We start from the raw sequence: 22,104 nt of genomic DNA, 5'->3' as shown, positions 1-22,104 counted from the left end.
TACCTTATTAACTTTATTTAACTATGACTACATTATTATCCCAAAGAAAACAGCATTCATTAATAGTTTATTGGTTCCGAACCAAAAACCTCTAAAGTTAGTATTATCAGTAAAAACAATTACTTTCCCACTACCAAATCTTTGAACTTTAAAAGGCACTGAATTTTTCAATTCCTTCAAATTTTCTTTTGAAATATAACCACTTAATAAAGGTTTTTTAGTGTATTGAATTGGATTATTATAACTTTTTTTATCAGCCTTTAAGAATAACTTTGTATTTCTAAACAATGCTATTTTTTGATTTTTATATCCAAAATTTATAGGATGTGATTTATCTATATCAGCTTCAAAAATAGCCCCTCCAATTACCTGAGCACCTGATTGTAATCTTCTGTTTTCAAATGACACATTATTTACTACATCTATTTTTGGCTTATTAAATTCTACTTTAATAAGTTTCTGATTAGCTAATAATTTTACAGCATTTCTATACCCAACTAAAACACCTCCATTACGAACCCAAGTTTTTATTTTATTAATTATAGCTCCATTTAAAGAATAACTATTTGGTAGTATTAAGGTTGTATATTTACTTAAATCTACTCTTTCTATATAGTCAGTATCTAATTTAGTTAACTTAATATTAAATCGTTGGTCAAATAAATGCCATATTTCACCTGCATCATAACTAGTAATTCCTTTTCCTACAAGCATAGCCACTTTAGGCTTTTTAATTGCTCTAAAATTTCTACTTCCTAAATCAGCTCCATTATTTAATCCAGTTGTAACTCCTTTAATTTTTACATTACTTTTTTCAGCTACTTCTCCTAAAAAATTAAATAATTGATTATTATTAAGTTTTTGATTTTGTACTGGTATAAAAATAGTTCCGTAATCGTAGGCTATACCATCATTATTAAACTTTTTCATTCCTACTTTAGCTCTAATTCCTTTATCTAAAATTGCATTCAAAGCTTTAGGAGCATAGTATTCATTCCAAGGCATTAAGTAACCAACGCTACTTTTTACTGTAACACTTCCTTTATTCTTCTGCAAATTTTCAATTTTCTTCCCAGCTACTGAAAGCGATTGATTTTTAATCATATCAACCCCAAAAGCATGATTAAATGTCCAAGCAGAAACATCATAAAATAAGCTATCTTTAAATGTTTTACGCACATCAAACATTGCTTCTATTAACCTTTTATTCTTTTGATTCATTGGAACTACATAACTAAACCCTTTTTTAAATTTTTTCCCTTCACTAGTTATGTCTGATTTTAACTCATGTATATTTATATGATGTCTTTTTAACACTTCAGCTAAATGATACACTTTTCCAGCATCTTTTTCATCTCCAAAAACAAGTGCTTTATTTTGTTTTTCGTTCCTAGCTTTTTCATAAAAATCTTGTTGGTATTTCAAAATCTTTACGCGCATACTTTTTGCAGCTTCTAATGTTGATAAAGTAGCTGTAAATTGATTTCTAATTGTAAACGGAAAGGTTAAAACTCCATTATCACTTTCTTGTGCATGCCCTCTTGAACTACCTTGCTCAAATAAAATACCGATACTTCCATTTATGTCTGGAAATGTAGAACCTTTTCCGTAATAAAAATCATCAAAATCTTCTTCAGAGTAATATAATGATCCAATTTTATCAAATGCTTTTGCATGGTAAGTACCTATTTCTTTAGTTAACTCTTGATTTAACTGGGGAGTTAAAGGATTTGTTCTTTCAGGTATTCCAGGTTGAAAGAAAAAAGTAGAATTAGTTCCCATTTCATGATGATCGGTTAAAATATTTGGCAACCACTCGTGAAATGTTTTAATTCTCACTTTACTTTCAGGTAATTGTACAGGCAACCAATCACGATTCATATCGAACCAATAATGATTCGTTCTTCCTCCTGGCCACACTTCATGATATTCTCTATCATTTGGATCAGGATTAATGTTATTAGCTTTATTTGTGTTGGCCCAATAAGCAAAACGTTGTAATCCATCAGGATTTAATGATGGATCAAATAATATTATCGTATTATTTAATAGTTCATTTATCTTATTCCCCTCAGCAGCGGCTAAATAATAGGCCGCAGCTAATGATGCATTAGACCCACTTGCCTCATTACCATGTATAGAGAATCCTTGATATACTACAATTGGTAAATTAGTAACATTTACTGTTTTATCATCGGTTGCTTGAATATGCTTTAATCTAATCTCTTCTATATTACTATGATTTTTTGGTGATGTTATTTTTAGTAATAATAATGGTCGTCCTTCATAAGTATTTCCTCTATCTTCTATACTAATTCTATCTGATGCTTTTGCCAAAGCCTTCATATACTCCACTAACTTATCATGCGTTATATGCCATTCTCCTACTTCATGTCCTATAACAGATTTAGGCGTTGGTATATTTTTATTATAAGAAACATCTTTAGGCAAATAGTAGGATAAATCTATTTCTTGTGCTTTTATATGTATACTTATAAAAAATAAGCATAGGAGTAATTTTTTCATTAGTTTAAATTTGATTAAACCATAAAGATACTCATTCTTAGATTTTAACAAATCCTACTATAGTTTTTAACGATTTTTTAAGAAAACTTTTATCACTAAAGAGTTTCTGTATGCTTTTTCATATTTTAGTTATCAATTAATTTAAAAAATCATGTACATAAAAAAAACGTATCCCTTAAAGGGAATGCTAAAATGGACAAGGAGGTATACTTATGTATTTTTACTTTTAAGTACTATTCCTGTTTTTTTATTTGACATTTTGCGATGGAAATGGCTTTACATACCATGGCTTCCTTTAGGTGTATTAGGTACAGCAGTTTCTTTTATTGTTAGTTTTAAAAACAATGCTTCATATGATCGTTTATGGGAGGCCCGTAAAATTTGGGGAGGCATTGTAAATACTTCTCGATCTTTTACTATCATGATAAAAGATTTCATAAAAAACGATAACGTTTCTAATAGTGATCTGAAAAAAATTCATCGTGAATTAGTGCATCGTCATATCGCTTGGTTAACAGCTTTACGTTATCAACTAAGAAAACATAAACCATGGGAAAACCATATTAAACCTAGTAAATCGAATAAAGAGTTTAGAGAAAAAAACTTTGTGGTTTTAGAACAAACAATACCCATTGAAAAAGCTATAAATCCATATATTTCTAATAATGAATATAAAGAGATTTTTGCTAAAGGAAATCAAGCATCTCAATTATTAGGAATTCAGTCTAGACGTATAAAAGAATTACAAAGTGAAGGGTTAATTGATGATTTTCGTCATATGGAACTTGAAAAAATATTGGTTGAATTGTATACACTTCAAGGAAAAAGTGAACGTATTAAAAATTTTCCTTATCCTAGACAATTTGCTACTTTAAACTTTATTTTTATTTGGATCTTTATCATTCTTTTACCCTATGGAATGATGCAAGAATTTGAAGCTTTGGGTGATAGAATTCTTGCTTCATTAGCAAACCATGAATTTAAAACAGTTATCATGCATAAAATTCAAGAATTCATTGCCATACATTTTGAGTGGTTTTCTATCCCGTTCAGTACTCTATTAGCTTGGATATTTTATTCTATGGAAGCTATTGGAGAGAATTCTGAAAACCCTTTTGAAGGCGGCCCTAATGACGTACCTATAAGCGACTTATCAAGAGGCATAGAGATTGACATACGCCAATTAATAGACGATATTGATATCCCAGAATCTTATGAATGGAAAAACGATATTATACTATAGTTTTTAATTTAGTCTTATAAAAAAACTCAAAGAGTTTAAAATTTCTAAATTTAAGAATGAAGAAAAAAGAAAAAGGTAATAAAATTAAAAACTGATTCCCTTTATTATTATGTAATTAAATTCTCTCAAATTTGAATATTAACCTAATTCTAGTAAATTAGCATTCTTTTGACATACAAATTAATGCGATAATAAATAACCCTATATAAATAGAACACCTTAAAAACTTATTACTAGATACTGTAAACAAAGAACGTTTAGCTTATGGTTAATATATTCCTTTAGATGATAATAACTTTAATTGGAAACTTAAAATTATTCGTAAGATTGACAAGTTTATTAGAAAAAGAGATATTGCCATATGTAGATTAAGTAATGCAGAAACTAGAGAGGAAGGTAGAGATTGACCTTCTTATGCAGATACAATGATTGGTTTAAAAAGGTTAGAAAATATTCAATTTTGTTTTAATGAAATAATAAAGGACAATATTCCTGGAGATTTTATTGAAACAGGCGTATGGAGAGGTGGAGCTACCATTTTTATGAAAGCTCTTTTAAATGATTTAAAAATCAAAGATAGAAATGTTTGGGTTGCTGATTCTTTCGAAGGATTACCTCCTCCCAATGAAACCTTATACCCTGAGGACAAAGGAGATTTACACGATGCTAAATCTGACCACCTAGCAATATCTTTAGAAACTGTAAAATATAATTTTCAGAAATACGATTTATTAGATGACAGTGTTAAATTTTTAAAAGGCTGGTTTAAAGACACACTACCTACTGCTCCAATTGAAAAGCTATCTATTATTAGACTAGATGGAGATATGTATGAATCTACTATGGATGGGTTAGTTAATTTATATCCTAAACTTTCAAAAGGAGGGTTCATAATTATTGACGACTGGGGAGCTGTAGAAGCCTGTAAAAAAGCTGTTATAGATTATAGGAAAACTAATAATATCACTGAAGAAATAAAAACTATTGACTGGACTGGTGCTTATTGGAGAAAATCTTTTTAGTCTTTTACTAAAAAAAATAAAATACCTCATACAAAAAAGTATGAGGTATTTTATTTTATAAACGTAAATCTTAAACTCATCCTTTTTCATTTAAAAGCTATTAAATAGCCAAATATTAAAAATTTAATCATATTTCCCTTTATTGGTGCACTTACAGACTTAAATATTATAATATATTTAACGTTAATATTAATATTGAATAATGCTATAACTTTACTTTTATCTACCTAAAAATACTAGGTAAATTATGGTATACGCTACTTACTTTTTAAGAACTGATTTTAATCATTTTCTCTCTTCTCTTTTTTATATAAATCATTTTAATTAAACATTTTTAAATCTTAATACATTCACAAACACACAAAACAATCTATGAAATTATTAAAAGTACTATTTTCAATTTTAGCATTAGCTTTATTAGTTAATTGCTCTGAAAACACACCTATCCCCGATCAAAACACTTCTCCTCCATTATCTAATTCTATTGAATTAACAACTATTAAAACACCAACTAAACTCACTCTTAATTGTATTGAATTTACAGATGCTCTTAACGGTTTTATTGCAGCAGGGAGTGTATACCCTAATAAAGAAAGTGAAATTTTAAAAACAACTGATGGAGGTCTTACTTGGAAAAAAGTATATTCTTCTTCTGACTTTTCAATAAACAGCATCTCTATAAAAAATAACAATGAAGTCTTTTGTGTTACTGACAACGGAACTATTCTTTCTTCAAGTAACGGAGGAACTACCTGGAATATAGACTCTAGACTTAAAGCTAAAGGCTACTACATGAGCTCAATTAAATTTACGAGCAATAATGAAGCATACATAGTTGGGCAAAAGGGAGCTAAGGCTCATGGCTTTATTTTAAAAACTATAGATAATGGTTTAACATGGACTGATCTTGAAAAGGAAAATACTAATCCAAATTATAACTACGAACAACTACTTGAAAAGAACCATTTAACTTCTATAACTTATTTTGCACCAACTAATGCCTTAATATTTAGCGGTGGTACTTGGAATAATGGTAAAATTTCTATAAAAAACAATGATTTTTGGGATGTAAATACAATAAATGAGCCTGTTAAATTTACAGATATGGCTATTAAAAATGGTTTTTTAATAGCAGTAGGTAACAATGGACAAACAAATGCTAGCACAGAAAAAGGAGCAATACATTCATATAATTCTAATACCAAAGTATGGAAAAGTATCGATTATAATTCTGATAACAAACTAACCAACGTAGCTATGGTTGAAAACACTATTCTTATAGCTGGTAGAAATAAATCTAACAACCTAACAAATGGTGAATATCTAGCAATCTCAATAGATAACGGTAAAACATGGAGTAGAATACCACATAAACATGTAGTTGCAGAATGGAATGACTTACATGCTATAAACGCTAAATCATTTTTTGCAATTGGTTACAAAGGATTATTGGTTAAAATAACATTGAAATAATAACATAATCATTTCAGTATTACCTCTTATTTTTTAGGTAAAGAATAATCACATAGAAAATTGTTTTTCTATGTGATTATTTAACATATATAATGCTTCCTATAAACCTCAATAGAAGACTCTCCCCATTAACGCTATTTAAAGCAAAATTTAAATTTGATATTACGTATAATTTTTATCAATCAATAATACTTTAAGCATTTATTAGTGCTAAGCATTTTTCAATAGTTTCCTCTTGCATATCTTCATACCACTGCATCAACCTGTAAACTGGCTCTCCTAAATCTTTTTCAAATAACGATTGATTAGAAGTTCCTTCATATTTACGTTTAGCATCATCTGTTCCTAAATTAGAAGCAAAAATACCTGCTGCACTTACTGGAAGAAAATCTTCGTAAACCATTGGTTCAATAATCAAATATCCTTTCTCTAATAATTGATTAACATCTAATTTTGTATACAATTTATCTTTTGGTAAACTATTCGCTTTTTCAGTAATGAAATAGTGAAAATAAGCTAATTCTTGAGAATGAAGTTCATCATAATTATCAGGAAAAACTTTAAAATTATCTTTCAGTAATTTGTTATATTCAGTAGAGTTTTCTGCTGTTGGTGATCCGCCTATCTCCCTACGTGTCTTACTTAGTAATTCATTATATAAATCTTGTCCTTTTTGTGTTAACGCCACACCACGCTGTTCAATCTCTCCAAAACGAGCTTTGTGCTCCCCCATCTCTTCATTTCCTGTACTATTCTTAAAAGCCACTTTTTCTGTCAATGCTTTAAAACTAGTTTGGCGTAATAAAATAGGGCATTTTCTTGCTGGTGGTCCTTCTATAGTATCTTTTGCAGGAATATTCCGAGCCTCCATACTAGCTTGCACCGTATCTATATCTAAAGTTCTAGGTGTTAAATGATTTATATGCGGACCTTTAAATGCAACTACATCAGCAATTAACCTATGTTGGTTTAACAGCGTTTGGTACATATTATAATCTACTGTTGCTGATTCATGCCATCGGAAAGTTTCCGACGCTTCTCTAACAAAAGTTTCAGTATCCTCTATAGTTAAACCTCCTTCTTTTTCAAACTTATCTATAAACTTTAATGCTTTTTCTGTGAATATCTGACGATTTTCAAGAATGGATTCAACATTACTTCGAAGCTGATCATCATCAATTAGATCTAAACGCAATAAAGATGTAAAAACTCTAAAAGGTGCCTGATTAAGAGCTGTATTATCAATAGCTCTAAATGCAGTAGCATGCACAGGAACTCCAGCCGTTGCTAGATCATAATACCCAACAGGGTACATACCCATTACTTTAAACAAACGTCTCATGGTAAATAGTTCTTCAGGTTTCCCTAAACGAATTGCTCCATGTCGCTCCATATTTAATCTAGACACTTCTCCTGTACGTGATAGTTGCTCCTTAATCTCGTTCGAATCTGAAAGTACTTTTTCATTAATATCATGAACCAAATCCAATAGTTCTCCATAAAGAGGAACCTCATCCTTATACATATCAGACATAACCTTTGAAAAACGACTACGAATATATTCTGGAGAAACAAATGCCTTAACAGTATGACATTCTTCTACTATACTTTTTGATGACATATTTTATTAAAATTTTAAGCAAAAATAAATCGTATTTCTTTCAAAAACATATAATTATAAGTAAATTTACACTTTAAATAATCATTTTATATTAAATTGACTTTTAAACAACCTGTAAAAGTAAATTTAATTTTTAACAACTTGAAAATTACTATATGAATAATCAATTTGATTATATTGATAAACAAATACTAATTCACTTACAATCTGATGCTAGAAAAGCTTTTTCTCAAATAGCAGAAGAATTAAAAATTTCTAATTCATTAGTACATCAACGAATAAAAAAACTAACAGAATCTTGTGTCATAAAAAATGCTGAATTTTTACTTGACGAAAAAAAATTAGGCTATAAAACTAAATCATATACAGGAATCAGATTACGAGAAGCTCGCTTTGCTAAATCAGTAATGGAAGAACTTAAAAAAGTTGATGAAATTGTTGAATCCAATTATGTTTCTGGAAATTATGCTATTTTTATTCTGATATTTGCACGAGACAATGAACATTTACGTGAAGTTTTATACGAACAAGTTCATTTAATTAATGGTGTTGCTGGAACAGATACATTTATTTGTTTTGATGCAGGTTTTAAAAGAAATATCCCTATTCAATAGAAGATGATGAATACTACCGTTTTAACAAAGTTAGAAAATTCTTTACATGGAGAATTATTATACGATAATTTACATAAAAATATTTATGCTACTGATGCTTCTGTATACCGTAAAATACCATTAGCTGTTGCATATCCTAAAAATAATGAGGATATAAAAAAGTTAATTTCTTTTGCTACTGAAAATAGCATTACTTTAATTCCGCGTACAGCTGGAACTTCTTTAGCAGGACAGTGTGTTGGAGATGGTATTGTAGTTGATGTATCTAAATACTTCACTAACATGCTTGCGTTTGATGAAAAAGCAAAAACTATTACAGTTGAACCAGGGATTATTCGTGATGATTTAAATCGTTTTCTAAAACCTTTTGGTTTATTTTTTGGACCAAATACCTCAACTTCAAATCGATGTATGATTGGAGGAATGGTAGGAAACAATTCATCTGGTAGTACATCAATTCGTTACGGTGTTACTCGTGACAAAGTGCTAAGTATTGAAGGTATTTTAAGTGATGGTAGTGATGTTACTTTTTCTGAAATTAACTCTATAGAATTCCAACAAAAAAAATCAAGTAATTCACTTGAAGGAAAAATTTATAGTTCAATTTATAATGAGCTTTCACAAAAAATTATTCAACAAGAAATAAAAAAAGAGTTCCCTAAAGAAAGTATTCATAGAAGAAATACTGGGTATGCTGTTGATGAATTTTTAACCTCAGATTTATTTGGAGGTAATGAACCAACTATAAACCCTGCTAAATTTTTATCTGGTAGTGAAGGTACTTTAGTTTTTTCTACTTCAATTACCATACAACTTGACGATTTACCACCTACTCAAAGCATTATGGTATGTCCTCATTTTACAAGTGTAAATGAAAGTTTAAAAGCCACAGTTACAGCTATGAATCATAATTTATATGCTTGTGAACTTATGGATAAAGTGATTTTAGACTGTACTAAGAATAACCGTGAACAAACTAAAAATCGTTTCTTTTTACAAGGAGATCCTGAAGCTGTATTAATGCTAGAAGTTTCTGCTAACACAATAGAACAAGCAGAAGTTTTAGCTGATAAACTTATTAAAGATTTAGAAACTAATAATTTTGGTTATCATTATCCAAAAGTTTACGGAAAAGATATTGCTAAAGTTCATCACTTAAGAAAAGCTGGTTTAGGATTGTTAGGAAATATTGTTGGTGACATGAAAGCAGTTGCTTGTATCGAAGACACTGCCGTTGCCTTAAACGATTTACCAGAATATATCGAAGAATTTACTCAAATTATGGATAAATATCAGCAAGACGCAGTTTATTATGCGCATGCTGGTGCAGGTGAATTACACTTACGTCCAATTTTAAATTTAAAAAAGCAGGAAGATGTTTCTCTTTTCAGAAAAATAACTACTGAAACTGCTGAATTAGTAAAAAAATACCAAGGTTCATTTAGTGGTGAACATGGAGATGGAATTGTTCGTGCTGAATTTATTCCTTTAATGATTGGTGAGAATAATTATCAATTATTACGTAGAATCAAAAAAGCCTTTGATCCTAATAACGTTTTTAATAAAGGAAAAATTACTGATGCTCTTCCTATGGATAAAAGTTTACGTTATGAAATTGATAGGGTTGAACCTAAAATTGAAACAATACAAGATTTTTCGGATAGTGAAGGAATATTAAAGTTAGCAGAAAAATGTAATGGTTCTGGAGATTGTAGAAAATCACCTGAAGCTGGAGGAACTTTATGCCCAAGCTATAGAGCTACACGAAATGAAAAAGAATCCACCCGTGCAAGAGCAAATACTTTACGTGAAGTATTGACAAATAACACAGCAAAAAACAAATTTGATTCTAAAGAATTAAAAGATATTTTAGATTTATGCTTAAGCTGTAAAGCTTGTGCTACAGAATGCCCAAGTAATGTTGATATTGCCTCTATGAAAGCAGAGTTTTTATATCAATATCAAGAAACTAATGGCTATTCTTTCCGCAGTAAATTATTTGCAAACAATTCAAAATACAACAAATTAGGAAGTAAGCTCCCTGCATTAACAAACTTTTTTACCAATACAACGATTGCTAAAAAAGTAATGGGTGTAGCTACCGAACGAAGTGTTCCTAAATTAGATAAACAACCTTTAGAAGCTTGGTTAAAAAAGCACACCTCAAAAACTACAAATAAAACTGTTTATCTATTTAATGATGAATTTACCAATTATTATGATACTGAAATAGGGAAAGATACAGTAATTGTTTTAGAAAAACTAGGTTATGAAGTAAAATCAATAAAACATGAAGAAAGCGGACGTAGTTATATTTCAAAAGGTTTTTTAAAGGAAGCTAAAGAAATAACCAATAAGAACATTGCTGTTTTTAAAAATTTAATTTCTAATGAAACCCCTTTAATAGGTATAGAGCCTTCTGCTATTTTAACTTTTAGAGATGAATATATTCGTTTAGCAGATGATAAACTAGGAGCAAAAGAAATTGCAAAAAACACATTTACTATTGAAGAGTTTTTAGCTAACGAACACAAAAAAAATAATATTGATATTTCTATTTTCACGAGTGATGCTAAAGAACTAAAAATTCATGGTCACTGTCATCAAAAAGCATTATCTAGTACTCATGCTTCATTTAGTATATTAAACATACCTGAAAATTACAAAGTAACAATTATGAATACTGGTTGTTGTGGAATGGCTGGTTCTTTTGGATATGAAAAAGAGCACTATAAAGTAAGTATGCAAGTGGGGGAAGATACTTTATTTCCTAAAATTAGAAACTGTTCTAAGCAAACAGAAATTGTTGCTGCAGGAACAAGTTGTCGACATCAAATTTATGACGGTACCAAACGTATTGCTAAGCATCCTATAACAATATTAAAAGAATCATTAATTTAATATTAGTTAATTATTTACAAATACACATAAGTTCATTAACAATTCATTGAACTTATGTGTTCACTCATCTAAAAAACAATACTTTAACGAATATATTTCGTATATTTAAGAGATATGTAATTTTAAATATACAATTATGTCAAAAAATAAAATAATCATTAACAATGCCTTACTTATTTTTGGAGGTATTGTCGGGTTCTTTTTTTTAATGAAAATATTGGGTTTAAATAATGTTTCTGAATTACGTTTATTAAATTTTGTTTTTGTGCTTTGGGGAATAAACAAGGCTATAAAAACAAACATTAAACTAAATCAAGAATCATTATACTTTTCAAATTTTTCAATAGGAGTAGGAACTTCAATTTTAGCCGTAGGCCTTACCATTTTAGGCTTAATAATTTATGTTGGATTTATTGATCCTGAACTAATTACCGTATTAGGAAACTCTTCTTTTTGGGGTAAAAACTTAAATTTATCTTTAATTGTTTTTGCTTTAGCTATTGAAGGAATTGCTTCATCAGTTATTTGTTCTTTTATTTTAATGCAATACTATAAGAATTATAAAATAACCAATACTTCTATAGCTTAAAAAAAACTTGAATTAAATAAAAAGGATTTCAATTTAATTGAAATCCTTTTTATTTATAATTTCTTTACAAACAAATGCTGCAAAGTTTTTATCTACATATATATCATGATTACCCTTTACTTTTTTCATAGGTAAATTCATTTTATGAAACCAATTATCTTTAGGTACAAACTTATCATTTTCTGAAAAATACAAGAAAATATTACCTAGAGGTTTTCTAGACTCATATCTTAGTCTAGTTGACGAAATACAATACATGAAAAGTTTTTTATTGCTTTTCATTGCATAGTTCCAAGCTATGGTTCCTCCTATACTAAAGGCAAGTATTATGGTATCATTTTGCTTTTCAGCTTTGCAAAGTTTAGAAACTGCTTTTTCAATACCTCCATTTACAAATTGCTTATGTAAATTTTCTTCTTTATAAACAGTTGTATCAACTTCAGCTAACTCACAACTATCATAAAAAACAATTTCAAAATCACTTTTTAATGCATCAGTATAATTTGTTAACCATGTTGCTTTCTTTTCTCCCCATAAATCTGATAGAATAATTAATCTTTTCATCATAATAAATTATTAGATATAACTATAAAAAGGGCAGAGAATAATCAACAAATTTATTTTTTTAAAAACACTTCCGCCATCATACAACGAGCACTACCACCTCCACAAGTTTCAATAGTTTCAAGTGAACTGTGTACTATTTTACAATGCTTTTCAATTATAGCTACCTGATTTTTAGTTAATGAATTGTAGGCAGAAGAACTCATTACTAAAAAACGTTCATCATCATTTCCTATAAGCTGTAACATATTTCCTGCAAACTGAGTTACTTGTTTTTCAGTTATGGCAATAACCTCTTTTCCATCAGACTTAAAATGTTTTACTAACTCTTTTTTTTCTTTTTTATCATCAATAGCATCTAAACAAACTACTACAAAAGTTTCTGCTACGCACATCATAACATTAGTATGATAAATAGCTTCTCTGTTACTTCCTACCGTTTGATTTGCAACAAAAACTACAGGTGTATATTCAAAATCTTCACAAAACTCAATAAATAACTCTTCATCTGCCCTTGGGGATAAAGCGCAATAAGCTTTTCGGTTAGTACGATCTAAAATCATACTTCCTGTTCCTTCCAAAAAAACACCTTCTTGTTCAGCTTCAGAATAATCAATAACATTTTCTATTATAAATCCTTTATTTTCTAGAACCTCTAAGACATCATCTCTTTTTTCAAGTCTTCTGTTTTCAGCAAACATTGGATATACAGCAACATCACCATTTTCATGAAAAGAAATCCAGTTATTAGGAAACAAAGCATCTGGTGTATCTGGTGTTTTAGTATCTTCAATTACTACCACCTCTACTCCTACTCCTTCTAATTTACCAACAAAATCATCAAATTCTTCCTGTGCTTTAGCATTAATAGTTACGGGTAACATTCCAGCTAATTCCTGTTGGTAATAATTATTAACAGCAGTTTGTTCGTTCATTCTAAAACTAGAAGGGCGAACCATTAAGATAGTATTGGTAGTTTGCTTCATACTACGAAGGTAAAAATATTTCTTATTTTTTGCGCATTATATCAGCTAAATAACTAGCATCTTTTGAAACTCCTCCCAATGTTGCTGATCCTCTAGTAAACATCCAAGGTAACCCTATAAAGTATAAACCTTCTATATTACTTACACCTCTATAGTTTTTAGGGTAATTTCCTTCATCTAACTCTAGTCCTTCAATCCATTTAAAGTTCGGACGATACCCAGTTGCCCAAACAATATTTTTAATAGTAGAAATTTTATTCTTTTCAAAATGGATATCGTTTTTAAATGCATCCTTTGTTCTTCCAACGCAAACTACATTTTTTCGAGAAAGTATTCCCTTTACATCTGTTCCTATAACTGGTTGAGAAGAAGAACTAATTTTTTTCCCAATCCAACTATACTTACTATAACTTAAAAAACCGATTAAAGTAAACCACCACCATAATGTTTTACCTAAAAACTGTTGGGGTAACGATTTTACAGAAGTATCTCCAGAAAAATAAACAGTTCTTGAAGAGTTCTCAGATATTTCATTTAAAATTTGATACCCAGAATCTCCCCCGCCTACAACTAATGTATCACCGTTTTGTAACTGATTTTCATTTTTATAATAGTTACTATGCATTTGAAGTATACTATCAGATATTTTAGTATGACAAGGAGGTGTATAAGGAATATGAAAAGGACCTGTTGCAACTACTACGTTTTTTGCCTCAATACTCCCATCTTTATACTTAATAAAAAAACCTTCTTTAGTTTTACTAACAGAAGTTACTAGAGTATTTAGCTGTATTGGAATACTATTTTTTTCAACATAAGATTTAAAATAATTACTAACTTCAACTTTTGAAGGGTAATACCCTTTAGGGGCATTAAATTTTAATCCCGGTAAATGATTATACTCTGTGGGGGTAAAAAGTTTTAAAGAATCCCATCTATTCAACCAAGAAGCACCAATTTCATTTTCTCCATCAAGAACTATAAACTTTTTATCCATTTTTCCTAAATGGTAAGCCATAGACAATCCTGCTTGCGCTCCTCCAATTACTACATAATCTAACATCTAATGCCCTTTTATTGATTTACGCTACAAAGGTAAATACAAATAAACGCATAAACACTAAGTTCTTAGTATACTTTTAAGTGATTAAAATTAGTTAAATATCTAATTTTTTATTTGATGCCATTTTTTAAATTCACAAAAACAGTATTATTCAACTCACCCTCTAATACATTAATCGCTTTTTTGCTTCGCATTCCTGATTTACAATATACTACTATCGGTTTTGAAGTATCTAGTTCTAAATATCTTTGTGGAATTTCTCCTAACGGAATGTGCTGTCCTCCTATATGGTGTTCTTCACGTTCCCAGTATTCTCGAACATCCAACAAATTATATATCTCTAAATTATTTTGTAATTCACCCAATGAAATTTCATTATTCATTGATTTTATCCCACAGAAAAAATCATAGTCTTCTTCTAATTCGGTAACCTCAGCTTTTTCTGTTCTTTCGAATTTCAATATCATTTGACGCATACTTAGTGTATCATACATCAATAATTTATTTGCTAACACCTCACCCGTTTCACAAATTATTTTAATTGTTTCATTTGCTTGAAGACTTCCTATAATTCCTGGCAACACACCCAAAACTCCAATTTCGGAACAATTTGGAGATTCATCTGGTTTTGGAGGTGAAGGATATAAACACCTATAAGTTGCACTCTTTTTGTAATTAAAAACACTTACCTGCCCTTCAAACTTAAAAATGGCCCCATAAACTAAAGGTTTATTCGTTAATAGAGAAGCATCATTAGTCAAATATCGTGTTGAAAAATTATCACTTCCATCTACAATAACATCGTAGTTTTCAAATAACTGAATTGCATTCGCTCGAGTTAGCTTTTCTTTATATACCGTAAAGGTTACAAATGGATTTAATTTAGACAATCGTTTTGATGCCGTTTCTGCTTTGGATGAGCCTATATCATCTATGGTATATAAAATTTGACGTTGTAAATTACTTTGATCTATTTCGTCATCATCTATAATTCCAATATTACCAACTCCTGCAGCAGTTAAGTATTGTAACACAGGACATCCTAGTCCTCCTGCTCCAATAACCAAAACTTTAGCCTTCTTTAATTTCAATTGACCTTCTTCTCCTATTTTATCTAAAATAAGGTGACGGTTATACTGCTTTTTTTCTTCTGGAGTTAAACTCATTTTAACTAATTATTCTTTTCTATTAATAAAAGACAATCAAAGAGAACTTCTAGCTATGTTAAATTAACTAAAAACTTCCCAATCTTTCCAAACTACTTCCAACCCTTTTTCTTTTAACATTAGTACTATTTCTTCGGTACTACGTTCATCAGATATTTCAAATTGTTCTAAGGATTGTGGTTCTACTGAATATCCTCCTGGATTTGTTTTTGATTCTGCACTAATAGATGTTGCTCCTAAATTAACAATATTATTTCTAAAAACTTCACTTTCTCTAGTAGACATTGATAATTCAACATCTTCATCAAGCAAACGAAATGCACATATTAATTGTACTAAATCTGCATCAGTCATTTCAACTTTTGGTTCTAATCCACCTGAATGCGGGCGCAATCGAGGAAATGAAATAGAATACTTAGTTTTCCAATAGGTTTTTTGTAAATATTTTAAATGCAACGCTGTAAAAAAACTATCTGCACGCCAATCTTCCAAACCAAATAAAGCTCCTAATCCTATTTTATGAACACCAGCTTTTCCTAACCTATCTGGAGTTTCTAAACGATACTTAAAATTAGATTTCTTTCCTTTAGGATGATGTTTTTTATATTCCTCTTTATGATATGTTTCTTGATATACTAAAACCGCATATAAACCATTTTCTATAAGTAGCTCATACTCATTTTGATCTAATGGTTGAACTTCAATCGTTATATTTGAAAACTGAGAACGGATTAATTTGATTGCATTATTTATATAATTTACACCAACTGTTTTATTTGCTTCTCCTGTTACTAATAAAATATGGTCATACCCTTTATTTTTTAGAAAAGTAACTTCCTTTAATATCTCTTCATCTGTTAAAGTACGTCTAGGTATTTTATTTGTTAAACTAAACCCACAATAAGTACATATGTTTTGGCACTCATTACTTAAGTACATTGGAGCATACATTTGTATAGTATTTCCAAAACGCTTTTTTGTTAGCGCACTACTCATATGTGCCATTTCTTCTAAAAACGGTTTTGCTGCAGGTGAAATTAAAGCTTTAAAATCTTCTAAACTTCTTTTACTTTTTACCAGTGCTTGTTCAACATCAGATGTAGTTTTACTAAAAATACTTTCTAATTCTACATCCCAATTATATTGACCAAAAGTATCTATGAAACTTTTTGAATTTTCGTTTTCTATCGAATTCATTCTACATTTTTTATTCTTTCTTTATAATTAACATAAAAGAAAGTATAACTTTATTAATTCAAAAAACTTGTTAATGGACTACTAGCTTCCGCTTTATTTCTAACGGGAGCTAATTTTGCTTCATAAGCCATTCTCCCAGATTCTACTGCCATTTTAAAAGCCGTTGCCATAGCCACTGGATTTTTAGATACAGCAATTGCAGTATTCACTAATACTGCATCGGCGCCAATTTCCATTGCGTATGCAGCATGCGATGGTGCTCCAATACCAGCATCAACAATAACAGGAACAATAGATTGTTCAATTATTATTTCTAAAAACTCTATCGTTTTTAATCCTTTATTACTTCCAATTGGTGCGCCTAATGGCATTACACATTGTGTTCCTACCTCTTCTAAACGTTTGCATAAAACTGGATCTGCATGAATATAAGGCATTACAACAAATCCCTGTTTTACCAACTCTTCAGCTGCTTTTAAAGTTTCAATAGGGTCTGGTAATAAATATCTTGGATCTGGATGAATTTCTAATTTAACCCAATTAGTTTCTAATGCTTCTCTAGATAATTCAGCTGCAAAAACTGCCTCTTTTGCTGTTCTAACTCCTGAAGTATTAGGTAACAAATTAATTCTTGAATGATTTAAGTGTGATAATATATCATCCTCTTCATTTTGAACATCTACTCTTTTTAATGCAACAGTTATTAGTTCACTTTCTGATGCTATTAAAGATTCTTTCATTAACTGAGATGAACTAAATTTTCCTGTTCCTGTAAATAACCTAGATGAAAAAGTTTTATCTGCTATTGTTAGTTTGGTATTTATCATTTTTATTTGTTATCATCTAGTTTATAAACTTGTTCATTAGTACTTGGAGCTTTTAATAATTGATGGAAAACAGGAATACTAGTAAAATCGTTAGTTATTGCTCCAGAAACAGCTACTCCAAAAACACCCGTTTTTATTATACTTGTAACTGTATCTAAAGTAATGCCTCCTACAGCTATTATAGGGGTTTCCGAATTTAATTCTTCAATCAATACTTTATATCCAGCTTCCCCTATTACAGGACTTAAATTCTTTTTAGTTTCAGTAAATTGAAAAGGCCCTAAACCAATATAATCAACTTTTTTAGTTAACAACTCTTTACATTCTTCTAAAGTATTTGCCGTTCCTCCAATACTATAAAATTTACCTAAATAATCACGAACTTTTAATGGACAAGCATCTTTTTTTCCAAGATGTACTCCATCTGCATTCACTTCTTTTGCTACTTTATAGTAATCATTTATAATTAATCTAGTTTGATAATGTGCAGTAATTTCTCTTGCCTTTTTAGCAGTTTCTAAAATTGTTTTAGGGTCAACGTTTTTTAAGCGTAACTGCACCCATTCTACTCCTGATGAACATGCTCTTTGAATATTTTCTAAATGCTCTTCAGCTGTTTTCCCCTGAGTTATATAGTGTAATTTACTTATCATTCTTGTTTTTTTTGAATATTTCTATGTCTTCAATAAATTTATCAAATTTTACATCAAACTTTCTTTTTGTTAAACTAATTGAACCAATTACATTTAAATTATCATTCCAATTCATTGGAAATCTAGATGTAGCTTTTATTTCATAAATTTCTTTACCTTTCTTTCTATTTCTAGAAAACTGTGGGTCAACTATAAAACATATATACAGTAAAATTCTATGATTAAATTTAAATTGAATTTTCCAATTTTCATCATCCCACCATTCTATATTTGAATTAATTTCGATTATCTCCCAATTTCGATTAATCAATTCTTTCTCTATTTGATATTTATATCCCGTTTTTTTTATCTTACTTTATTTATTTCTTATACTTGTGTTTACCTAACAAAGATTCATTTGAGTTTAAAAACTCTTCTGTATATCTTTTTACATTTTTACAAACATCTTCTAAAGGAATTTCTTTCATTAAATTTGACGCTAATGCTGATGATAATACACAACCACTTCCATGTTTTTGATAAACAGTAGTGGCTATAGGTGGAATGTTCATTTTTACTATTTTACTATAATAAACTTCATCCCAACCTTTTTTATCTTCTCTATGACCTCCTTTCAAATAAATATTTGTTCTTTCTGAAATAAATTCAATTGTTTCTTCAACAGTTTTATCAGGAAATAATTCTTTTATTTCATTATAATTTGGTGTTAAAAAGTCGCAATGATTTAAAACTTTCTCAAATACTTTCAGGTCTTGTTTCGAATGAAAATCAAAACCCGCACTTGCTTTTAAAACAGGATCTAATACTATCTTTATTGATGGATTTATTTTTTTTAATACTTGAAGTACTTCTAATAAAATTTTCCATGACTGAATAATTCCTATTTTAACTACTGATATTGAAAATCGTTCAAAAAGTGTTGTTATTTGATTAACAATTGTTTCTTTTTCAATCCAAATACAATCTTTAAAGGCAATATCATTTTGAACGGTAACTGCAGTACAAACAGATAGGCCATACAACCCGTGGGCTTCAAATGTTTTAATATCTGATGTGATTCCTGCTCCGCTTGATGGATCAATACCAGCTATGGTTAATATGTAAGTTTTAGTATTCAATTTTTATATTGACTTTTCGTATTCTTCCTTAATATTTTTAAAACTCTCAATAGGGTTTTCAGTATTCCAAACACCGCCTAAAACTCCAATACCTTGAAACCCCAGTTGAATGGTTTCTTTTATGGTATTATCATTTATACCTCCAATACCTATAATCATTTTATCAATATGATTTACATCAAAACCTTTACCTTCATATCCTTTTTTAGATATTGACGAAAATACTGGACTCAATAAATGGTAATCAAATTCTATATCACAGCTATCTAATTCTTCAGGCTCGTGAAAAGAACTACTCATTGTTTTACCTATCATATTTAAGCTAATAAAATACTGACTCCCATTCTCTAAGACATCTCTCCTTTTTTGCTCTTGAAAATGAATACCTTTTAAATTGAATTCATTAATTAATTCATGAAAATAATGAACTACTATTCTATCATGGTATTTTTTATCTATTTGATTTAAATACAAAACATGGTCTTCATAATTCTTATATGGCTTCCTAAAATGATAAAACTCTAAACCCTTTTCAAATAATTGATGTAAGATTTTAATTTCATTTTCTATATCGTTCTCTGGAGCTATTAAAACAATCATTAAATTTAAATTAAGAATTATGAGTTACAAATATCTAACTATATATTAATTTGCAACTCATAATTAACAATAGATTATAGATATACTTCTGAACCTTTATCTTTAAACTCTTTAGATTTTTCTTCCATTCCTTTTGCAAATACTTCATCACCTTCAACTTTATTAACTGCTGCAAAATCACGAACCTCTTGTGATATTTTCATAGAACAAAATTTTGGTCCGCACATAGAACAGAAATGAGCAATTTTTGCACCTTCAGCTGGTAAAGTTTCATCATGGTATTCACGAGCTAATTCAGGATCTAACCCTAAATTAAACTGATCTTCCCAACGGAACTCAAATCGAGCTTTACTTAAAGCATCATCTCTATGTTGTGCCCCTGGATGACCTTTAGCTAAATCAGCAGCATGTGCAGCTAACTTGTAGGTAACTACTCCTGTTCGTACATCTTCTTTATTAGGTAATCCTAAATGTTCTTTTGGTGTTACATAACACAACATAGCACATCCAAACCAACCAATCATGGCAGCTCCAATACCAGACGTAATATGATCATAACCAGGAGCAATATCAGTTGTTAACGGCCCTAGTGTATAAAAAGGTGCTTCATCACAAGCTTCTAATTGCTTGTCCATATTCGCTTTTATCATGTGCATTGGTACATGACCAGGTCCTTCAATAAAGCATTGAACTTCGTGTTTCCTTGCTATTTTAGTTAATTCTCCTAAAGTTTCTAGTTCAGCAAATTGTGCCTCATCGTTAGCGTCAGCAATAGAACCTGGACGTAAACCGTCTCCTAACGAAAAAGCAACATCATACGCTTTCATTATTTCACAAATCTCTTCAAAATGTGTATATAAAAAACTCTCCTTATGATGTGCTAAACACCATTTAGCCATGATTGAACCACCACGAGATACTATTCCTGTAATACGCTTAGCTGTCATAGGCACATAACGTAAACGAACTCCTGCATGTATTGTAAAATAATCTACTCCTTGTTCAGCTTGCTCTATTAAAGTATCTCTAAAAATTTCCCATGTTAAATCTTCAGCTATTCCATTTACCTTTTCCAAAGCTTGGTAAATTGGTACAGTACCAACTGGAACAGGTGAATTACGAATAATCCATTCACGCGTTTCATGAATGTTTTTTCCTGTAGATAAATCCATTATATTATCTGCTCCCCAACGACAAGCCCAAACAGCTTTTTCTACTTCTTCTTCAATTGAAGATGTTGTTGCTGAATTACCAATATTTGCATTAATTTTCACTAAGAAGTTACGTCCTAAAATCATAGGTTCAGCTTCAGGATGATTTATATTTGAAGGTATTACTGCACGACCTCTTGCTACTTCTTCTCTAACAAACTCTGGGGTTATTTTTGCTGGAATACTTGCTCCAAAATCTTGTCCTGGATGTTGCTTTGACAAACGTGTTACTTCATCAATTCGTTGATTCTCACGAATTGCAATATATTCCATCTCTGGAGTTATAATTCCTTTTTTAGCATAATGTAACTGAGTTACATTTTGTCCTTTTTTAGCTCGCTTTGGCTTATGTTTTAAGTTAAAACGTAAATGATCTAAACTTTTATCATTTAAACGCTCATTACAATATTCTGATGAAAAAGTAGCTAATTCATCTACATCTTCTCTTTCTAAAATCCATGATTCTCTAATACGTTCAATACCGTTATGAATATTAATTTCTTTAGTAGGGTCGGTATAAGGTCCTGAGGTGTCATAAATCGTTACTGGTTCATTAGGAGTTCTTTTTTTTGTCATAGAATCAACAGTATCACTCAATTCTATTTCTCTCATAGCAACTTTAATATCAGGATGTATTTCTCCTTGAACATAAATTTTGTTTGAATTTGGAAATGGATGTCTAGTTATTCCATTACTTGGTGCAGTATCTTTTTTCTTCATAATTGTGTAA

18 protein-coding genes and 1 pseudogene are annotated in these 22,104 nt (G+C 29.8%); 6 read left to right on the top strand and 13 right to left on the bottom strand.

Translation table 11 applies throughout. The features are described from left to right. Window positions 1-27: 27 nt before the first annotated feature. Complete coding sequence (locus DS884_RS10045; protein WP_199488201.1) at window positions 28-2,526, bottom strand: M14 family metallopeptidase; 2,499 nt, start codon at window positions 2,524-2,526, stop codon at window positions 28-30. A gap of 151 nt (window positions 2,527-2,677) precedes the next feature. Between DS884_RS10045 and DS884_RS10040 the strand changes: the two genes are divergently transcribed. The 3 genes and pseudogenes from DS884_RS10040 (at window position 2,678) to DS884_RS10030 (ending at window position 6,264) form a co-directional block, all read left to right on the top strand. After that, complete coding sequence (locus DS884_RS10040) at window positions 2,678-3,769, top strand: bestrophin family protein (RefSeq protein ID WP_113786644.1); 1,092 nt, start codon at window positions 2,678-2,680, stop codon at window positions 3,767-3,769. A 407-nt stretch (window positions 3,770-4,176) separates the two neighbouring features. After that, window positions 4,177-4,791: pseudogene (locus tag DS884_RS10035) on the top strand (TylF/MycF/NovP-related O-methyltransferase); the annotation flags it as partial. 372 nt (window positions 4,792-5,163) lie between these two features. After that, on the top strand, window positions 5,164-6,264 hold the full coding sequence (locus tag DS884_RS10030) for a WD40/YVTN/BNR-like repeat-containing protein (RefSeq protein WP_113786642.1): 1,101 nt from the start codon (window positions 5,164-5,166) through the stop codon (window positions 6,262-6,264). A gap of 193 nt (window positions 6,265-6,457) precedes the next feature. On the opposite strand, the gene DS884_RS10025 is transcribed toward DS884_RS10030, so the two are convergent. Continuing rightward, window positions 6,458-7,885: a VOC family protein gene (locus tag DS884_RS10025; protein ID WP_113786641.1), complete on the bottom strand. Its 1,428-nt coding sequence runs from the start codon at window positions 7,883-7,885 to the stop codon at window positions 6,458-6,460. Between the two features lie 155 nt (window positions 7,886-8,040). Here DS884_RS10025 and DS884_RS10020 point away from each other — a divergent pair, with 155 nt between their 5' ends. From DS884_RS10020 to DS884_RS10010, 3 genes are all read left to right on the top strand, one after another. Then, window positions 8,041-8,499, top strand: a complete 459-nt coding sequence (locus tag DS884_RS10020; protein WP_113786640.1) for an Lrp/AsnC family transcriptional regulator — start codon at window positions 8,041-8,043, stop codon at window positions 8,497-8,499. 3 nt (window positions 8,500-8,502) lie between these two features. Continuing rightward, window positions 8,503-11,400, top strand: coding sequence for an FAD-binding and (Fe-S)-binding domain-containing protein (locus tag DS884_RS10015; protein ID WP_113786639.1), 2,898 nt, complete (start codon window positions 8,503-8,505; stop codon window positions 11,398-11,400). 136 nt (window positions 11,401-11,536) lie between these two features. Then, window positions 11,537-11,989, top strand: a complete 453-nt coding sequence (locus tag DS884_RS10010; protein ID WP_093868877.1) for a hypothetical protein — start codon at window positions 11,537-11,539, stop codon at window positions 11,987-11,989. Window positions 11,990-12,022: 33 nt separating this feature from the next. Here the strand turns inward: DS884_RS10010 and DS884_RS10005 are convergent, their stop codons facing one another. The 11 genes from DS884_RS10005 to thiC form a co-directional block, all read right to left on the bottom strand. Further along, window positions 12,023-12,556: an alpha/beta hydrolase gene (locus DS884_RS10005; protein WP_147239389.1), complete on the bottom strand. Its 534-nt coding sequence runs from the start codon at window positions 12,554-12,556 to the stop codon at window positions 12,023-12,025. Between the two features lie 50 nt (window positions 12,557-12,606). After that, window positions 12,607-13,539: a citrulline utilization hydrolase CtlX gene (gene ctlX / locus DS884_RS10000; RefSeq protein ID WP_113786637.1), complete on the bottom strand. Its 933-nt coding sequence runs from the start codon at window positions 13,537-13,539 to the stop codon at window positions 12,607-12,609. A gap of 22 nt (window positions 13,540-13,561) precedes the next feature. Further along, the gene (locus DS884_RS09995; RefSeq protein ID WP_113786636.1) at window positions 13,562-14,602 is read right to left on the bottom strand and encodes a flavin-containing monooxygenase; all 1,041 of its coding nucleotides are present in this window, start codon (window positions 14,600-14,602) and stop codon (window positions 13,562-13,564) included. 110 nt (window positions 14,603-14,712) lie between these two features. Further along, the gene (moeB, locus tag DS884_RS09990; RefSeq protein WP_113786635.1) at window positions 14,713-15,768 is read right to left on the bottom strand and encodes a HesA/MoeB/ThiF family protein; all 1,056 of its coding nucleotides are present in this window, start codon (window positions 15,766-15,768) and stop codon (window positions 14,713-14,715) included. A gap of 63 nt (window positions 15,769-15,831) precedes the next feature. Beyond that, entirely contained in the window at window positions 15,832-16,965 is a 1,134-nt protein-coding gene (gene thiH / locus DS884_RS09985) for a 2-iminoacetate synthase ThiH (protein ID WP_113786634.1), read from the bottom strand. A gap of 53 nt (window positions 16,966-17,018) precedes the next feature. After that, window positions 17,019-17,792, bottom strand: coding sequence for a thiazole synthase (locus DS884_RS09980; protein ID WP_199488200.1), 774 nt, complete (start codon window positions 17,790-17,792; stop codon window positions 17,019-17,021). 2 nt (window positions 17,793-17,794) lie between these two features. Beyond that, window positions 17,795-18,445: a thiamine phosphate synthase gene (thiE, locus tag DS884_RS09975; protein WP_113786633.1), complete on the bottom strand. Its 651-nt coding sequence runs from the start codon at window positions 18,443-18,445 to the stop codon at window positions 17,795-17,797. Next, a complete protein-coding gene (locus DS884_RS09970) occupies window positions 18,435-18,755 on the bottom strand; it encodes a hypothetical protein (RefSeq protein WP_113786632.1) in 321 nt (106 codons plus the stop codon). The genes thiE and DS884_RS09970 overlap by 11 nt, the downstream gene beginning before the upstream one ends. Before the next feature lie 49 nt (window positions 18,756-18,804). After that, window positions 18,805-19,563 (bottom strand): hydroxymethylpyrimidine/phosphomethylpyrimidine kinase, encoded by a 759-nt coding sequence (locus DS884_RS09965; RefSeq protein WP_113786631.1) that lies wholly within the window; start codon window positions 19,561-19,563, stop codon window positions 18,805-18,807. A 3-nt stretch (window positions 19,564-19,566) separates the two neighbouring features. Further along, window positions 19,567-20,163: a thiamine phosphate synthase gene (locus tag DS884_RS09960; protein ID WP_113786630.1), complete on the bottom strand. Its 597-nt coding sequence runs from the start codon at window positions 20,161-20,163 to the stop codon at window positions 19,567-19,569. A 74-nt stretch (window positions 20,164-20,237) separates the two neighbouring features. Continuing rightward, window positions 20,238-22,094 (bottom strand): phosphomethylpyrimidine synthase ThiC, encoded by a 1,857-nt coding sequence (gene thiC, locus DS884_RS09955; RefSeq protein WP_113786629.1) that lies wholly within the window; start codon window positions 22,092-22,094, stop codon window positions 20,238-20,240. Window positions 22,095-22,104 lie beyond the last annotated feature (10 nt).

Origin of the sequence: Tenacibaculum sp. E3R01 (genome assembly GCF_003318185.1) — a bacterium.
GTDB lineage: Bacteria > Bacteroidota > Bacteroidia > Flavobacteriales > Flavobacteriaceae > Polaribacter > Polaribacter halocynthiae.
The sequence above is the reverse complement of the archived record's forward strand: the minus strand, read 5'-3'. Positions and strand labels throughout refer to the sequence as shown.

Excerpts from the sequence above, each read along its gene's own strand:
- thiE (WP_113786633.1), bottom strand. The coding sequence starts at position 18,445 with ATGATAAGTAAATTACACTATATAACTCAGGGGAAAACAGCTGAAGAG.
- DS884_RS10045 (WP_199488201.1), bottom strand. The coding sequence starts at position 2,526 with ATGAAAAAATTACTCCTATGCTTATTTTTTATAAGTATACATATAAAA.
- DS884_RS10020 (WP_113786640.1), top strand. The coding sequence starts at position 8,041 with ATGAATAATCAATTTGATTATATTGATAAACAAATACTAATTCACTTA.
- DS884_RS10015 (WP_113786639.1), top strand. The coding sequence starts at position 8,503 with ATGATGAATACTACCGTTTTAACAAAGTTAGAAAATTCTTTACATGGA.
- moeB (WP_113786635.1), bottom strand. The coding sequence starts at position 15,768 with ATGAGTTTAACTCCAGAAGAAAAAAAGCAGTATAACCGTCACCTTATT.
- DS884_RS10025 (WP_113786641.1), bottom strand. The coding sequence starts at position 7,885 with ATGTCATCAAAAAGTATAGTAGAAGAATGTCATACTGTTAAGGCATTT.
- thiC (WP_113786629.1), bottom strand. The coding sequence starts at position 22,094 with ATGAAGAAAAAAGATACTGCACCAAGTAATGGAATAACTAGACATCCA.
- DS884_RS09980 (WP_199488200.1), bottom strand. The coding sequence starts at position 17,792 with ATGATAAATACCAAACTAACAATAGCAGATAAAACTTTTTCATCTAGG.
- thiH (WP_113786634.1), bottom strand. The coding sequence starts at position 16,965 with ATGAATTCGATAGAAAACGAAAATTCAAAAAGTTTCATAGATACTTTT.
- DS884_RS09995 (WP_113786636.1), bottom strand. The coding sequence starts at position 14,602 with ATGTTAGATTATGTAGTAATTGGAGGAGCGCAAGCAGGATTGTCTATG.
- DS884_RS10040 (WP_113786644.1), top strand. The coding sequence starts at position 2,678 with ATGTACATAAAAAAAACGTATCCCTTAAAGGGAATGCTAAAATGGACA.
- DS884_RS09960 (WP_113786630.1), bottom strand. The coding sequence starts at position 20,163 with ATGATTGTTTTAATAGCTCCAGAGAACGATATAGAAAATGAAATTAAA.
- ctlX (WP_113786637.1), bottom strand. The coding sequence starts at position 13,539 with ATGAAGCAAACTACCAATACTATCTTAATGGTTCGCCCTTCTAGTTTT.
- DS884_RS10005 (WP_147239389.1), bottom strand. The coding sequence starts at position 12,556 with ATGATGAAAAGATTAATTATTCTATCAGATTTATGGGGAGAAAAGAAA.
- DS884_RS10030 (WP_113786642.1), top strand. The coding sequence starts at position 5,164 with ATGAAATTATTAAAAGTACTATTTTCAATTTTAGCATTAGCTTTATTA.
- DS884_RS10010 (WP_093868877.1), top strand. The coding sequence starts at position 11,537 with ATGTCAAAAAATAAAATAATCATTAACAATGCCTTACTTATTTTTGGA.